The organism is Nocardia sp. NPDC050412 (genome assembly GCF_044458825.1).
Lineage (GTDB): Bacteria > Actinomycetota > Actinomycetes > Mycobacteriales > Mycobacteriaceae > Nocardia.
This window is the reverse complement of the sequence record NZ_JBITIJ010000005.1, coordinates 232,268-247,677: the sequence shown is the minus strand read 5'-3', so window position 1 is coordinate 247,677 and position 15,410 is coordinate 232,268. Positions and strand designations below refer to the sequence as shown.

General features: G+C 66.2%; 13 protein-coding genes and 1 pseudogene. 3 read left to right on the top strand and 11 right to left on the bottom strand.

The annotated features are described in order from the left end of the window. Positions 1-15 precede the first annotated feature (15 nt). The 6 genes from ACIBI6_RS15580 to ACIBI6_RS15555 form a co-directional block, all read right to left on the bottom strand. The gene (locus ACIBI6_RS15580; RefSeq protein ID WP_364356439.1) at positions 16-783 is read right to left on the bottom strand and encodes a hypothetical protein; all 768 of its coding nucleotides are present in this window, start codon (positions 781-783) and stop codon (positions 16-18) included. A 280-nt stretch (positions 784-1,063) separates the two neighbouring features. After that, positions 1,064-2,452 (bottom strand): three-helix bundle dimerization domain-containing protein, encoded by a 1,389-nt coding sequence (locus ACIBI6_RS15575; RefSeq protein ID WP_364356436.1) that lies wholly within the window; start codon positions 2,450-2,452, stop codon positions 1,064-1,066. 463 nt (positions 2,453-2,915) lie between these two features. Next, positions 2,916-4,334: a S8 family serine peptidase gene (locus tag ACIBI6_RS15570; protein WP_364356433.1), complete on the bottom strand. Its 1,419-nt coding sequence runs from the start codon at positions 4,332-4,334 to the stop codon at positions 2,916-2,918. Between the two features lie 69 nt (positions 4,335-4,403). Then, on the bottom strand, positions 4,404-5,000 hold the full coding sequence (locus tag ACIBI6_RS15565; RefSeq protein WP_364356430.1) for a DUF308 domain-containing protein: 597 nt from the start codon (positions 4,998-5,000) through the stop codon (positions 4,404-4,406). Between the two features lie 62 nt (positions 5,001-5,062). Further along, on the bottom strand, positions 5,063-5,371 hold the full coding sequence (locus ACIBI6_RS15560; protein WP_396956690.1) for a hypothetical protein: 309 nt from the start codon (positions 5,369-5,371) through the stop codon (positions 5,063-5,065). Between the two features lie 113 nt (positions 5,372-5,484). After that, on the bottom strand, positions 5,485-6,108 hold the full coding sequence (locus ACIBI6_RS15555; RefSeq protein ID WP_364346081.1) for a 1,4-alpha-glucan branching protein: 624 nt from the start codon (positions 6,106-6,108) through the stop codon (positions 5,485-5,487). A 595-nt stretch (positions 6,109-6,703) separates the two neighbouring features. Here ACIBI6_RS15555 and ACIBI6_RS15550 point away from each other — a divergent pair. Beyond that, a complete protein-coding gene (locus ACIBI6_RS15550) occupies positions 6,704-7,111 on the top strand; it encodes a YciI family protein (protein WP_364346079.1) in 408 nt (135 codons plus the stop codon). 6 nt (positions 7,112-7,117) lie between these two features. Further along, the gene (locus ACIBI6_RS15545; protein ID WP_364346077.1) at positions 7,118-8,263 is read left to right on the top strand and encodes a sigma-70 family RNA polymerase sigma factor; all 1,146 of its coding nucleotides are present in this window, start codon (positions 7,118-7,120) and stop codon (positions 8,261-8,263) included. A gap of 89 nt (positions 8,264-8,352) precedes the next feature. Here ACIBI6_RS15545 and ACIBI6_RS15540 read toward each other — a convergent pair whose 3' ends face one another. From ACIBI6_RS15540 to ACIBI6_RS15520, 5 genes and pseudogenes are all read right to left on the bottom strand, one after another. After that, complete coding sequence (locus tag ACIBI6_RS15540) at positions 8,353-9,174, bottom strand: YceI family protein (RefSeq protein ID WP_364346075.1); 822 nt, start codon at positions 9,172-9,174, stop codon at positions 8,353-8,355. Further along, positions 9,171-10,088, bottom strand: coding sequence for a collagen binding domain-containing protein (locus ACIBI6_RS15535; protein ID WP_396957049.1), 918 nt, complete (start codon positions 10,086-10,088; stop codon positions 9,171-9,173). Before ACIBI6_RS15535 ends, ACIBI6_RS15540 begins: the two co-directional genes overlap by 4 nt. Beyond that, positions 10,071-11,501, bottom strand: a pseudogene (locus ACIBI6_RS15530) (MFS transporter); the annotation flags it as partial. The pseudogene ACIBI6_RS15530 and the gene ACIBI6_RS15535, both read right to left, overlap by 18 nt. A 117-nt stretch (positions 11,502-11,618) precedes the next feature. After that, positions 11,619-12,551 (bottom strand): hypothetical protein, encoded by a 933-nt coding sequence (locus tag ACIBI6_RS15525; protein WP_364346073.1) that lies wholly within the window; start codon positions 12,549-12,551, stop codon positions 11,619-11,621. Positions 12,552-13,462: 911 nt separating this feature from the next. Continuing rightward, the gene (locus ACIBI6_RS15520) at positions 13,463-14,641 is read right to left on the bottom strand and encodes an epoxide hydrolase family protein (protein ID WP_396956688.1); all 1,179 of its coding nucleotides are present in this window, start codon (positions 14,639-14,641) and stop codon (positions 13,463-13,465) included. Positions 14,642-14,743: 102 nt separating this feature from the next. Between ACIBI6_RS15520 and ACIBI6_RS15515 the strand changes: the two genes are divergently transcribed. Further along, complete coding sequence (locus tag ACIBI6_RS15515) at positions 14,744-15,331, top strand: CGNR zinc finger domain-containing protein (protein WP_364346069.1); 588 nt, start codon at positions 14,744-14,746, stop codon at positions 15,329-15,331. Positions 15,332-15,410 lie beyond the last annotated feature (79 nt).

Genomic DNA, 15,410 nt, shown 5'->3' with positions numbered 1-15,410 from the left:
TCCGGCGTATTGACATCACACCAGGTCGGCGACCTCCAGGTAGAGCTGCCGCTCGATGGCAATGTCGACGAGGAAGCCCTGCTGCCCGCCGACGGTATCGGTCGTATGGAAGGCCGCCACCGCGATCTCGCCGACCCGTAACCGCTGGCCCGCGAAATCTCGCTGTCCCAGGATGATCGGCTGCGCCTGATCGAATACCAACTCTGTGACATCGACCGACAGCGGGGCGCCGAGCAGGTCGGTGACGGTGCCGGGGATGAGCCGGGCCGAAACGATTTGATCGAAGCTGGGCCGCCGCCCGATCCGGTGCGCCACATACATCTTGCCGGCCCGGCCGAAGCACAGGTGAGTCAACAATTCCGCGGTGCGCAGGGGATGCGGATCGAGCTGTGTGAAGGATACGACGTGGCGCACGGTGGCTACGACGTCGCGTGCGATCACGATGCCGCGCCGGTCCAGATGGCCGCGAATCAGGTTGCCCCAGAATGTGGTTCGCGGATGATCCGCGCGCGGATCGAGGTCGACGAGCGCGAGGTCCGCTGGATCGAAGGCGTGTCCGCCGCGGAATCCGGTGCGCCGGTCGGCGCCGAGTGCCCGACTGCCGCGCTCGTCCAATTCGATGTCGAGCAGCACCTGGAAGTCGAACGGTGAGAAGAACATCGGCCGATGCGATAGGTAACAGTCGGTGCCGGTCCCGAAGACCACCATCCCGTGTGTGCCGACCGTCGGGGCCGACCGATATGGAGCCGCATATCTGGCCGTCCTGGTGAACATCCCGCTCATGGGACGCTCCTTTCTTCATCCCCGCCCATAGCCTGGCCCGAATACACCCCCTTGCCACGAGTGTCCCGCTACTCGAATCCCCCGACCCCCGCTACTCGACCTCCCGATCCGATATGTCCCGTTCAGGCTCTACGATCCTCCGATCGCGCCGCCTCAGCAATCGGTCATGACCTGGACATATGGGTCGCCGGTACATGCCCCTGGCAAAAGGCAGCGCACGGCTCGGCACCGAGATGCGCCGGCTTGGTGGGCGCAGTGGCCTGCTGACTCGGATGCGACCTCAGTTGTAAGACTTGGTGACGCTGTCGATGAGGTGTTCGAGGGTGTCGATGGTGGGCGTGTCGATCACATCGATCACGTCGCCCGGTACCGAGACGTGGTTGTCGGCGGTGACCTTGGCGAATTGGCTGGGGTCACTGGTGCGGAAACCGTGTGCGGCGGCCAGACGCTGCAGGTCCGGATCGGCGGCCAGCAGTCGTCCGATGCGATCACCGGACGCGGTGAGTGGCACCAGAGTGTGCTGGGAGACCACGGTCGGGGACGGGTAGGTCAGCACCATGCCGGGTTTGATCTGGCCGCGCACGGCCGCCTCGACGAACTGGGCCTCGTAGATCCAGACCATCGGTGTCGGGCCCACACCCGCCGCGAGGTACTCGCGGAACGGGCCGTCGGTGGAGTTCTCGGTGTAGCCCTGGCGCACGAACAGCCGCGACACCGTGGGCAGCACGGCCTGCTCGGCGGCCGGACCCTGCACGATGGTGTTGTCATTAGCGACGTGGCTGGCGATGGCCAGGTACATAGCGGCGGAGTTGGAGGTCCGCGGGTCGGTCGTGGAGACCAGGATGTTCTTGTGCACCGGGTAGACGGTGTTGTCGCGAAGTTTGTCCCATTCCACATCGTTGCGCACGAGTTCGAGGTACCGAGCCATGTCGAAGGTCGGGACCGGCCCCGGACGCACCACGCCTACCGCGGTCAGCAGGTCGGCGATGGGCTGGAAGGTCGCGATCGCCATGGGTGAAGAGAACGGCGTGTACTTGGTGCTGATATTGCGCGCCCGCTGAATCCGTTCCGCCGCAGGCGCACTCGACGGAAAGGCGAAGTCGTACTTCCCGAGATCAATGGAGGTCGCGATCTGTCGCGATCCGGCCGGATCGACCTGCGCCTTGACGCCCTTGCGGGCCAAGGCATCCACGACGCGCGGGTCTTCGAAGAAGGCCATCTTCTCCGAGCCGACCACGCCGTGCACGGTGGTCAGCGCTGCTGTCGCGCTGGCCGGAGCGGGCTGGTCGGGCTGGCGCGCCGCGACGGCGATGACCAACGCGAGAACAACGACCAGAGCCGCCGCCGCGAGTCCCATGAGCCGCTTGTCCGCGGCGAATTCGCGGCCAGCCGTGCGGATTCGGCCGATCCCCCGCGCCGGGTCGGGCTGTTGGATCGGATCCGGTTGCGCTGCAACCTTTTCCGCCTCGGCCTGTTTTGTCGAGACCTCGAGTTCCCTGCGCGCGATTCGCTCGATCAGAATCGGAACGAATTCCCGCACCGGATGGCCCGCGAACCGCTGCCGCGCTGTACCCACTACGCTTTCGACCTGATCGGCCGGGTAGTCGTCGACCAGGCGGTCGGTCAACCGCTGAATTGCCTGCTCTTCGCGGACAGTAACGACACCCACCACAGTCTCCTCGGCGTCACATCGATCTTCGGTCGCGACGGCACCCACCCCGTCCGCGCCGCCGAACCCTACCGAAATTTTCGACCGGGATGACACTGGCGAAACCCCCATCCTTGGCGGGTGAATCCCACTTCGACTGTGGCCGTAGACTTCCGCCACTCACCGCTACATGCCGCCCCTGCCCAGGTCAGGGCGGAAATCGCAGCCCGGCTGCCGGGTCGTCGATGGTCGGCCTCACCCCGAAACGTCGCCGAATTCGCGCCGAAAGTTCAACGGGCCATTCACCTTTCGACACTAAACGTTGTCCACAAGTTTCCAGCTTCGCCCGCGCGTCGCGCCCGACACAAGCCGTTCCTCTTTCCGCCCATGCCTGGGCATGCCAGGCATCGATATAGGACGGTAGGTGGCGAGCGTGAGGTTTTGGGCTGCAAGCCATTCCAGGAATGCCGTCGCCTCCGCTGATTTACGGTGCGATCATCGCCTGGATGTCGGGCAGGTTGCCGATCCGCTGGGTCGTCGGTCGGCCGGGGGCGTCGAGTTGGGGTGAACCGGTCGCGCGCAGTCGCGCCCGTACCTCGGATGGTGTTTTGCGCCCGGCGGCTGCGGCGGCCAAGCCTTGGTAGCTGGCGATGGAGCCGACGATGATCGGGGATGCGCTGGAGGTTCCGCTGAAAGTGTCGGTGTACCAGTAGTCTTCGTCGGCGCCGCCCTGCAGATCGCCGTATCCGGTGGTGGTGACTTCGAGGCCCCAGCCTTGTGCGTCGACACGGGATCCGTAGTTGGAGAAGGCAAGTCGCGAACGTGCGGGTCCATGGTCGCGGCCGTGGAATCCGGGTGGTGGTGCGCCGGCGCCGACCAGGATGGCGCCGGAGTCGGCGGCGCCGCCACGGAACGGGTTGCGCCACGAGGTCGGAAAGTCGGTGGGGCGGGTGTCGTACAAGGCGCTGTCGAGGTCTTCCGAACCGTTGCCTGCCGCGCCCACCACGATGACGCCGCGTCCGATCGCGTAGCGGATGGCCGCCCAGTCGTCGGGCCACCATTCGATCGCGATGTATCCAGCCTGGTCCTCGCGGTTCTGGAAGTTGTGGCGCGGTCCGGGCCGGTGCAGTTCGAGCAGGATGATGTCGCCTGCGCTCAGTGCGTCGGCAGCAGTGCGGATGGCTGCCGCGGACCCCGCGTCGAATACCGAGACCGCGCGGATGGCGGCATCGGCGGCGATCCCGGTGATACCGAAGGTGTTCAGATCACCGCTGATCTCCCCGGCCACCGCTGTGCCGTGATTGCGCCAGCCCGCATCCGTCGACGGCGCACCGCCGATCACTCCCCCCTGATTCGCCAGCAGGTCTTCGTGGGTGAATCGCCACGCGCCCTCCACGTCCACGATGCGCACGCCCGCGCCGCGACCACCGGGTTGGGTCCAGGCCCAGCGCGCGTTCACACCTTGCGGCGCGGCATCCAGATAACCTTGCCGGGCTTCGAAATTCGGCGTCACGGGCGGCGCGTCCGCCAGGCGACGGGCCGCGATATCGGCCAGTACGACCGGTGGCGCGATCGGCGGTTCCGCGGGCGGTTTGATATAGGCCGCCTCGACCGCGTCATCGGCACGCAGTCGGTCCGCGAGCGCCTCGAGTTCATCCCTGACTCCGCGCACGGCGAAGTAGCGCAGATATTCCGCGCCCACTTCCTCCTGAGCGGTACCCGCGATCCGCCGCGGCAATCGATTGGGCGGCCCGAAGATGCGTACCGGCGCACCGCCTTCCGGCAGTAGTTCGACCAGCCGCGATTGCGCCGCGAGACTCTCGCGCACCGCATTCGGATCGATACCCGCCCGGGCACCGTGGGTGACGACGATCAGTTCCGAACCACTATCGGTACGCACCATGACGACAGTTAACCCGTCCCATGACCATCGCGCCAGCGCGATCGAACGCCAACTCGGGTGTGCGCCAGTTCAGTTCGGCGCCGCCGGAATGTGCGCGGACCGCGTAACCGGGTGGACCTCGCCGCGTCCGCGCGCGACCGTGAGAATTTCCAGCATGCCGATCACGATCGCGCAGCCACCCGCAGCCATGCCGAGTACGTCCAGCGAATCGAACGGCAGGGCGATCATGATGAATCCCACCATCATGGTCAGCAGCCCGAACATCTCTTGCCAGCCACCCTCAGGCAACCCCTCGGCCCAGACCGCCACCGTTGCCTGCACGATCCCGCGCACGGCCCAGCCGAGACCGATCCACACCGCGAGCAGCAGGATCGAATTCGCACTGTGGAACGCCATCACGGCCAATGCGATCGAGACGGCGCCGCTGAATAATACGAACGTCCGCAGCGCCGCGCCGAACCGGGCGTCTATCGCGATGATCAGCTGTATCGCACTACTCAATAGTAGATAGAGCCCGAACAACAACTCCGCCATCGGCTCGGTCTTGTCCGGCCACACGGCGATCAGCACTCCGAGAACCACCGAGCCGATACCCGCGACAAATACAGCCAGCCGCACTCCGTCGGCAAGCGAACCCCCACGACCCGCACTCTCGTTTTCGGGCATAGCTCCATAGTATGGCCAGAGGATGCGGATAACCGAATGTTTGCTTTCGGGTCGCGATATTTCTACGCCGGCTGAGCGTGTCGCGGTGCATTGCGCATGTGCACGAGTGTCCCGACACCGCAGGCGATGACCGTCCCGACCACAAGCGTCAGCGGCATGTGTCGGGCAAGCAGCTTCTCGCGCAACGGGTCACGCATCAGCCGCGAGCCCGCGACAATCATCAACCACCCCTCGCAGAGCGCCGAGACGAGCGCAGCCTCGACCATCGGTCGCCACGCTCCACGGTTCCGCTCGACCAGCCAATCGCCGATGCCGAGCAGCGCACAGCCGAACCCGATGAGCGACGCGCTGATCGCAGTGCCGAACGCCACCGTCCGCGCGTCGACGGCACCAATGGCGGTGGCCGCGAACGCGACCAGCCCGAATCCGAGGAGTAGCCGAGGACGAAAGGCCTTCCAGGACCACCACCGCTACTCAGGTGCGGTCACGCGTCGATCGCGAGAACCGTGCCGCGGACGGTGGAACCGGTGACGATCTGCCATGGCACGGTTACTCGGGCGGTATCCGTCGGACCGGAAGCCGGTGTGGCCGGCTCGGGACGTAGGGCCCGCTCGACCCGAACGCTTCGACCACTACCGACGGCGATATCGGTGTGCGTCGGCGTATCGAGGACCGAGCGGAGTTCCGTTGCGGCGGAGGAGAACTCGCCCGATGTGACGGCAACGGAGGGATCCGGGGTGTCACTTGTGCGCTGCGCTTGCGGCTGCGCCTGCCCGGCCAACAGCGCGACAATCTGAGCGACCGCCACCGGATCTCGGGTCGCGTCGTAGATCCAGCGTTGTCCGAGCACACCGTGTATCGAGGTGCCGACGAGAGCGTCATCGGCACCGTCGAGTGGTGCGCCGCGGTAGGTGAGCGGCATGTGATAGGTGATCGGTTCCGGTCCAACGCCATCGTTCACCAGCACGAATTCGATGCCGACCGCACCCGCCGGATCGTCGAGCCGGAAGCCACCGGCCTTGCTCAGCTCCGGCGCACGCCCGCCGTCTCGATACCACGGCCGGGTCGGCAACCAGGCGGTCAGCAGTTCGAGCTTGCTGGGCGACATGGTCGTATGATGAATGACAGCCATGGGCCACCCTAACCTTCAACGGCGAGCAGAGGTTTCACGCGGCCTGGAGTCCGTGAGTGCGCGATGCCCCCGGAGCTGAACCACGATCCACTGCCGACCGTCACCAGCGGACCCCAGCCGATGCGCACCGCATGCGGCAGCGAGAAATGCGGCAGCGGCAGCACGATCGCGAAGGCCAGCGAAACTACGCTCCACCGCCGCAATGGCTCCGACCGCCAAATGGCAACGGCGACAAGGATCGTGGCGGCAATCTATCTTCTCAGAGGCACATGGCGCGTCCGATGGCGGCTTCGGCGTGTGCGCGCGGGTTCTCGTTCGGCGCCTGGGGCGCCACCAGGCAGAAGCAGATTCTAGATCTCAGCACGGCTTGGGCTGTCGAGAATGCGCCACCAGCTCCATCCCAGGGACACTCGCGGCCACGACTGGACGCGCGACAAAGTCTGAGGACCATAATCGAACGAGTTTCGAAGTCCGCCAGAAATTTCGCCGTGGGATGTCGAGAATCAACCGGCGGCTTCGTCCCCGAAATGAACACGGCCAGAATGGGCCGTACCGTACCGAGGAGAACACGATGGCCAAATACCTGCTGCTCAAGCATTACCGAGGCGCGCCGGCCTCGGCCAACGATGTGCCGATGGACCAGTGGACACCGGAGGAGCTTTCGGCCCACGTGCAGTACATGCAGGACTTCGCCGCGCGGCTCGAGGGCACCGGCGAGTTCGTCGACAGTCAGGCGCTGTCCCCGGAGGGCACGTTCATCCGCTCCGACGGCGAGGGGCGGCCGCCGATCACCGATGGCCCGTTCGCGGAGACCAAGGACCTGATCGCCGGCTGGGTGGTGATCGATGTCGACACCCACGAGCGGGCGCTCGAGCTGGCCGGCGAGTTGTCCGCGGCTCCGGGGGCGGGTGGCAAACCAGTCCAGGAGTGGCTCGAGGTGCGACCGTTCCTGACCGCGCCCCCGACCATCACGGAGTAACGCACGGTGGACAAGGCCCTGGTGCGGACCCTCACCCCCACGGTGATCGGGATCCTCGTCCGTCGCGGAGCCGAGTTCGCGGCGGCCGAGGATGCCGTGCAGGACGCCCTGGTCGAAGCGGTGCGCGCGTGGCAGGATGATCCGCCGCGAGATCCCAAGGGCTGGTTGGTCACTGTGGCTTGGCGCAAGTTTCTCGACGCTGCCCGCTCCGATACCTCCAGGCAGCGGCGCGAGGTGCTCGTCGAAATCGAGCCCAGGCCCGACCCGGGCGAGGCGGTGGACGACACGCTGCAGCTGTACTTCCTCTGCGCGCACCCGTCTCTGACACCGGCTTCGGCCGTCGCGCTCACGCTGCGCGCGGTCGGGGGCCTGACCACGCGTCAAATCGCGCAGGCCTACCTCGTGCCCGAGGCGACCATGGCCCAGCGGATCAGCAGGGCCAAGCGGACCGTCTCGAACGTCCGGTTCAACCAGCCCGGTGACGTCGCCACGGTGCTGCGGGTGCTCTACCTGGTCTTCAACGAGGGCTACTCCGGCGACGTCGACCTCGCCGGCGAGGCGATCCGGCTCACTCGCCAGCTGGCGACCAAGACCCACGATGAGGAGGTCGCGGGCCTGCTGGCGCTCATGCTGCTGCACCACGCGCGGCGCCCGGCACGGACCGGCACCGACGGCAGGCTCGTGCCGCTTGCCGAGCAGGACCGCAGCCTGTGGAATACCCGTCTGATCGCCGAGGGCGTCGACGTGCTGCAGGCCGCCCTCGCGCGCGACCGCCTAGGTGAGTTCCAGGTCCAAGCCGCCATCGCCGCGCTCCACGCCGACGCCCGGACGGTCGAGGAGACCGACTGGGTGCAGATCGTCGAATGGTACGACGAACTGGTGCGCCTCACCGACAGCCCGGTGGCCCGCCTCAACCGGGCGGTCGCGGTCGGCGAGGCCGACGGCCCGCGGGCCGGCCTGGCCGCCCTGGCCGAGCTCGACTCCGCCCTACCCCGCCACACCGCCGTCGCGGCATACCTGCGCGAGCGTGACGGTGACCCGGTAACCGCGGCACGGCTCTACGCCGAAGCCGCCCGCTCGGCGACCAGCCTCCCCGAACGCGACCACCTCACGCGCCAGGCGGCACGACTCAACGCGCAGCTGCGCAGTTGAGCGCGGGCCCGGTCTCGACGAGTCCGGTTGATAGCTCTAACCAGGTGCGCCGTCGGATACCACGTGCTACCGACTCAGCTCCGGCGGAGCTACATCGCGGGAAGCTGCGTCCCCTGCACCACCGCGATGTCCAGGTCGATCTTGACAGTGGTACCGATGGCGGCCACTCCCGCGCGAACCATGGCGTTGTAATCGATCGCAAAATCATTGCGGTGCAACAGGGTTTCGGCGTGGAACGCGGCGCGCACACCGCCCCACGGGTCGGCTCCGCAGCCGCCGTAGGTCAGCTCGAGATCGATCGAGCGACGCTGCCCGTGCAAGGTCAGCTCACCGGACATCACCCAGGTCGCGCCGCCGGTGCGGCGCAGTCCGCTGCCGGTGTAGGTGATCACCGGATAACTGTCGACATCCAAGAACTCGGGCGAACGCAGGTGGTTGTCACGCATCGAGATACCGGAATCGATGCTCGCCGCTTTGATCTCGGCGTGCCCGCAAGATCGCTCGAACGGCTCGGCGACATCGAGGCTCCCACTCACTTCGGCGAATCGGGCCTTGATACTCGCGATGCCCAGGTGGCGTGCGGTGACGATCACCGTGGAGTGCGCCGGGTCGATTGTCCACGGTCCAGCCGGCGGCGGCGCTATCGCGTCTGCCGCTGGCGCCAGTACGATCGCGCCGAGCAAGCCCGTTCCCGCCGAAGAGATCTGGACGGTTCGTGCAACTGGCTGGTATCCGGCGCCGGTGACGACCACGGTATGAACGCCCGGGGGCAGTAGCTCGGTGACCACTGTCCCGGTCTCATCGGCGACCGCGCGGGCGATCTGGCGTCCGCTCATATCCGTCGCGGTCAGCACCGCATTCGCCACCGGCCAGCCTTCGGCGGTCCGGATGCGGACGGTCAACCCGCTCATGAGCCGTCCTCCGACCTGTAGCCGAGCCGCACGTCGTGGGTGGTTTCGCCGCCGGAAACGGTGATCTGACTGGTCACCGGTGGATAGCCGCGAGCGACGACGGTGTACCGGCCTGCGGGCAGATCGGGCACGATATAGCGGCCGTTTTCGTCGGTGCGTGCCGTCGCGGTCAGCTCGCCCGACTCGTCGAGCACCCGGATGTGGATATCCGGCGCGGCTCGGCTATCGGCCCACGCCGATCCAGCGAGTACTGCCAGCGGAGCCAGTTCGATGTCGTGGCGCGAGAGCCCACCGTCCGGCACTGTCAGCGCGGTCGCGCTGGGGCGCATGCGCTCGGCAACCGCGACCACGGTGTAGATACCCGAGACCAGGCCATGGCATACGTAGGCGCCGTCATCGGCTGTTGTGGCCGTTGCGAGGACCTCGCCACACAGGTCGGTCAGCGTGATGGTCGCACCGGGCAGCGGCTCACCGTGTCCGGCCGTGCGGACCACGCCCGACAGCTCGCAGGAACCCATAAGGGTGAGGTCCAACTGCTGCCGGCGCCGACCGACGGCCACGTTGACGGCTGCGGGCTGGTGCCCTGTCGCCGATACGATCAGCACATAGCTTCCTGCCTCCGGTGCGCTCAACGCATAGCTGCCGTCGCCAGCTCCGGTCGCCCGCGCGACTTGATGGCCACGCGGGTCGATCAGCGTCAATGCGGCACTCGGCACCGGGCGGCCGTCGTCGCGGTGGATGCGACCACAGAGCAGCCCACCGTCGAACTCGTCCCGGGAGGATTCCGCGATTTGCGACGAGGCACCGAGAGGACCGACGCCTCGACCATTCTGTTCGACCGACTCGACCGACTCGACCGACTCGACCGGCACCGGTTCGGTCCCGGACAAGACCGGCGCTGTCGCCTTCCCCATCGGGATGCAGGCCGCCAGCACGACTGCCACCACTGCCCCCGCCATGCAGGTGAAGAACGTGGTGTGGAACCCATCGCGAGACGGTAATACGTGCGGGCCGAGCGATATTGTCATGTGCGCCAGCACCACACCGATCACCGCGGCGGAGACCGATGTGCCGATCGCCCGCATGAGCGAGTTCAGACCGTTGGCCGCGGCGGTCTCGGTTATCGGCACTGCGCCCATGATCAGTGCGGGCATCGCCGCGTAAGCCAGACCGACGCCGCCCGCGACGATCACCCCCGCGATCACAATCCCCCATACGCTGTTCATCAGCAGCACTGCGCACAGGTAGCCGATGGCGATGACCGCGGAGCCGAGCGCCAGGGTGAGCTTCGGCCCGCGGCTCGCTGACAGCCGCGCCGACACCGGCGAGAGCAGCATCATCACCAATCCGGTTGGTGCGAGCGCCAATCCGGCGTTGATCATGGTCAGCCCGAAGCCGTAGCCGGTCTGCTCCGGCGCCATCAGCAACTGTGGGAAGGTAAGCGACATACCGTAGAGCGCGAATCCGACCGCGATGGACGCGAGATTGGTGAACAGCACCCTGGGCCGCGCCGAGACCCGCACATCGACCAGCGGCGCGCGCTGCCGCAGTTCGTAAGCGCCCCAGCCGAGTAACACCACCAGCGCCACCGCGGCGAGAACCAGAATGCGCGCACTGTCCCAGCCCCAGTCCGCGCCCTTGGTGATCGCGATGAGCAGCGCGACCAGCGCCACCACCAGCCCTACCGCACCGCCGAAGTCGAACCGCGCGGGCGTGCGCACCGGCGACTCCGGCACGAATACGAAAACCAGTGCGGCACAGATGACACCGAGGCCGGCCGATGTCCAGAACAGCACATGCCAGTCCGCGTTCTGGGCGATGGCCGCCGCGACCGGCAGGCCGATCGCACCGCCCACACCGAGTGTCGCGCTCATGATCGCGATCGCCGAACCTACCCGCTCGGTCGGCAGCTCGTCGCGCATGATGCTGATACCCAGCGGGATCGCGCCGACCGCCGCACCCTGCAACGTGCGGCCGACGATTTCTGGCACCAGTGTGGAGAAGGAGGCGCAGACCGCCGAGCCGACAATCACCATAAGCAGATTCGCGAACAGGATCCGCCGCTTGCCGAACATGTCACCGAGACGGCCACTGATCGGAGTCGACACCGCACCGGCCAGCAGCGTAGCCGTCACGACCCAGGACGCGTTGGACGCCGAGGTGTTCAGCAGCGTGGGCAACAACGGAATGATCGGAATTACCAGCGTCTGCATGAGTGCGACGACGACACCGGCCCCACCTAGTGTCGCGATGAGCACGCCCGGTGCGGGAGAACGCCGGTCGTCGGAACCAGAAACGGTCGAGGACGCGTCGACAGCAACAGTCACATATGTACGATACATACCGCGTGTAACATACACAATTACGCAGCTGGGCAGGCTCGCGCGGGTTCAAAGAGTCGGTCGAGCGGATCGAGGACCGCGGCCTCGTCCGACCGTCGCTCGCTAACCGAGGGTGCCGTCGGACGCCAATGCGGCTGGGCCCCGGCGGGATTCGGCGACCATTTGGTCGAGTTGGCGTTCAGCACGTTCGGCGCGGGCCAAGGTTTGGGCGCGGGCGTCGTCTAGTGCGGCGAGGCGTTCGGCGGCTTCACGCCGCGCCTGTTCGAGTGCGGTCGCTGATTCGGCTCGCACTGTCGCGACCTCCGCACTTGACGCGCGGCGCACCTCGACGAGTTCGCCGCGCGTGCGATCCAGTTCCTCGCGCAGTCGGTTCAATTCCTCGCGCCCCTCCGCGACGGCCTGATTGCGTTCGACCACAGCCTGTTCGGCGCGTTCGATGGCGCGTTCAGCATCGGCCGCGCGCTGTACCGCCAGATCGCGTTCGGCACCGGCCGCGGTGATCTGCTGGGCGGACTCACGGCGGATCTGTTCGATTTCCGTCGCCGCCTTGCGCCGCGCCAGTTCCACATCCTCGGTGGCCTGCTGCCGGGCGCGTTCCACATCGTCGGCGGCCTCGCGACGGATGGTACGGATCTCGGCATCGGCCTCACTGCGCGCCGCGAAGACATCGTCGGCGGCCTGTTTGGTCACCCGCTCGACCTCACGCAGTGCATCCAAGCGCGCCATATCCGCCTCGGCGACCAGCGATTCCGCATGTTCGGCCGCACTCGCCGCATCGTCGGCGGCCGATTCCGCGGCCGCGCGCGCCTCCTCCGCTTCGCGCCGCGCCTGGTCCGCAGCCACCGTGGCGACCTCGGCCTCTGCGATGCGTCGTGCCGCATCCGCCTGCACGGCCTGCACTTGTGCCTCGGCGATCGCCGGATCGGCCAGCGTGGACAATTCGGCCACCGCCGCATTCAGCGTGTTCCCCAATTGATCGGCCAGTCCACGGAATTGCGTGAGCAACTCATCCGCGCGCAGCCGAGCCACTGTCACTGGCCCCTGTTGCGTCACAGTGACAGCAGCCGCCGGTGCCTGCGACTCCTGTTGCTGCCGTTGCCGTTCCCGCCAAGCGCGCCACCGGGTGTGCTCCGGATGGTCACAGTATTCCGAGGGTCGCCCCGGCCCGCCTCCGCGCGTAATCGGTCGAGCGCATCCGGGGTAATTACAAACGTTGGACACCACGGAATCGTAGCGTTGGTTTCGTCGAATCCAACGTATTTCCACGAAACGAAATACAGGTCGCCCCAACATGTTCGGCCGGAGAACCCACCGAGTCTGACCTCCGATAAGTGAACATTATCGGGGGTCAGACTTCCCCGGGCCCCCGCAATCCTCCTGCACGAGTTCCGTTTACGTTTGGTTTGCGCATACGCAACGAAACACCAACGGAACCAGCGAAAAACTGGGTACCCCCGACCCTGATTCCAAAGAGTCGTTGCCCGGCAAACGAATCCCGCGCGGACAACGGCGCGTGAGAATGTGACCGCTATGTGGCGTGGTTCTGACGGCGCTCCATGGCGCGGGGGTGCGAGACAGCGGTCACATTCACATGTGGCAGGCTGCCGCCGGCCCCTCACCCCGAGGCGGGGAACATCCGCATCGGGGACTTCTAGTTTCCCGTCATCCTGCGCTTCCCGCTCTCGCCCCTCCATTCGCCCGTGCAACCCCGCTCCGCGGGGTCGGCTGCGACCGATAAGTTCCCACCGCGGTCGCGGGCGCGCACCAGGGGGCGGCACCTGAGCACAGGGGCCAAGTGCCCTATGCGATCAACCCGGGCACACAACGATTGGGAAGAAACCGACGAACGCTACCGCAAAACTTTTAACCGAGACCCCTTACCGCGCAGAGCATTCGGCGCGCAGTCAGATCCCGGACTAATTCCGAATCCCGGCACCCAGCCGCGTTCACCGATTAGCGGCCAGCACTGCCGCGAGGCCTTCTTGCAGGTCCTTGACGAAATACTCGGGAACCTCCAGCGACGGGAAATGTCCCCCGGTTTCGGGCGACTTCCATCGGACGATCTGTCGGTACCGTTCCTGCGCCCAGGGGCGCGGACACTTCTCGACGTCGCGGGGATACATAGTGAGTGCCGACGGGACGTCGACCCGAAGTTCGGGGTCGAGCGAGTTGTGGCTTTCGTAGTAGATGCGGGCCGCCGACGCGCCGGTCCGCGTCAGCCAGTACAGGGTGACGTCGTCAAGAACACGGTCTCTGGAAATCGTCTCGAACGGGCTGTCCTCGGTATCTGTCCACTCGGCGAACTTGTCGAGGATCCAGGCAAGAAGCCCGACCGGTGAGTCGACGAGCGAGTAGCCGATGGTCTGCGGTCGGGTCGCCTGCTGCTTCGCGTACGCCGCCCGGTGGCGCCAGAAATCGCGGGTTTCCTCGGTCCACTTGCGCTCGGCCGCCGTCAGCCTGTCCGTTGTCAATCCGGGCGGCGGCTCCGCGAACGTTGTATGAATGCCGAGAATGTGCGCCGGGAACCTGCCGCCGAGAACCGTAGTGATATTGCCTCCCCAGTCGCCGCCGTGGGCTGCGAACTTGCTGTAGCCGAGCCTTCCCATCAGTTCCACCCATGCGGCCGCGATCTTTTCGGTTCCCCACCCGGTGGTGGCCGGCTTGTCGCTGTAACCAAAGCCTGGCAGCGATGGAACCACGACGTGAAACGCTGGCGCGTCTGCATCTTTCGGATCTGCCAGCTCGTCTACTACATCGATGAACCGAGCAATGCTGTCTGGCCAACCATGCGTCAAGATCAGAGGAGTGGCATCTGCGCGCCCGGATCGGCGGTGCAGGAAGTGGATTCCCAGATCATCAATGGTCGTGCGGAACTGGCCGATCCGGTTGAGGCGCTCTTCGAACGACCGCCAGTTGTACCCGGTGCGCCAGTAGTTCACGACATCGACGAGGTCGGCGAGAGGAACGCCCTGTTCCCATCGGCGAGGGTCGGGCGCGGCGCGATAGACCGTCTCAGCTTCCGGTAGCCGAGCCGCGGCCAGTCGCGCGCGCAGATCGTCGAGGTCAGCGTCAGTTGCGTGGGCTTCGAATGCTTGCACGTCGCTGGTTGGACAATGCGTGGGCATGAGACCTCCTGGTCATCGTGGAACCGGCTTGGACCTATCTCGAACCGGCTAAGACGGTTCTAACATGACCGATGTCAGCGTGCAACCTGCTAAGGTGGTTCCATGCGCGCTCGGTTCCCTGACTTTCGTCTCGGCAACGTGCTAGCGACCAGCTTCACGGGGACTCTGTCGGAGCGGTGTGGCGACGCTGTGGAACGCATTCCCACGCCGCAGCGACTCGTCGACTGGCTGGCAGTGAACGGCCTAGCCGTGGAGTCCTGCACCACCGCCCAGCTCGAACTCGCTCGGGAACTGAGGGAATCAATTCACGCCGCCGCGACAGCGGCCGCGATCCAAGACCCTCTCCCCGCGCCTGCAATCCAAATCATCAATGACTGCAGCATTCAGGGTCGGGCCGCGGCTATCCTGACGCCCGAGGGCAATCGTCAATGGCGGCTTAGCTCGGCTTCCTGCGTAGAAGATGCCCTGAGCGTGATCGCCGCCGACGCAATCAGCATCATCGCAGGCGAACGAGACGGAAAATTGGCCTTGTGCGCATCGCCAACCTGCCAAGCCGCGTTCTTCGATACCAGTCAAAGTCGCACCCGCAAATGGTGTGACATGAACACGTGCGGGAATCGCCAGAAGAAGGCGCGCTTCAATGCCAACCAGCGCAAGAACGGGACTGCCGCACGGACGGGTGTCATCTGATCTGGCTTGCCCGGGAGGCCGGGCCTGGAAGGAGGGAGTCGGCCGGACAGTCGGTCGCCTACCCTATGTTTCGGTCAGC

Coding starts and splice junctions, on each gene's coding strand:
- ACIBI6_RS15570 (WP_364356433.1), bottom strand. CDS start 4,334: ATGGTGCGTACCGATAGTGGTTCGGAACTGATCGTCGTCACCCACGGT.
- ACIBI6_RS15540 (WP_364346075.1), bottom strand. CDS start 9,174: ATGAGCGGGTTGACCGTCCGCATCCGGACCGCCGAAGGCTGGCCGGTG.
- ACIBI6_RS15520 (WP_396956688.1), bottom strand. CDS start 14,641: ATGCCCACGCATTGTCCAACCAGCGACGTGCAAGCATTCGAAGCCCAC.
- ACIBI6_RS15550 (WP_364346079.1), top strand. CDS start 6,704: ATGGCCAAATACCTGCTGCTCAAGCATTACCGAGGCGCGCCGGCCTCG.
- ACIBI6_RS15565 (WP_364356430.1), bottom strand. CDS start 5,000: ATGCCCGAAAACGAGAGTGCGGGTCGTGGGGGTTCGCTTGCCGACGGA.
- ACIBI6_RS15580 (WP_364356439.1), bottom strand. CDS start 783: ATGAGCGGGATGTTCACCAGGACGGCCAGATATGCGGCTCCATATCGG.
- ACIBI6_RS15535 (WP_396957049.1), bottom strand. CDS start 10,088: ATGGGGAAGGCGACAGCGCCGGTCTTGTCCGGGACCGAACCGGTGCCG.
- ACIBI6_RS15555 (WP_364346081.1), bottom strand. CDS start 6,108: ATGTCGCCCAGCAAGCTCGAACTGCTGACCGCCTGGTTGCCGACCCGG.
- ACIBI6_RS15515 (WP_364346069.1), top strand. CDS start 14,744: ATGCGCGCTCGGTTCCCTGACTTTCGTCTCGGCAACGTGCTAGCGACC.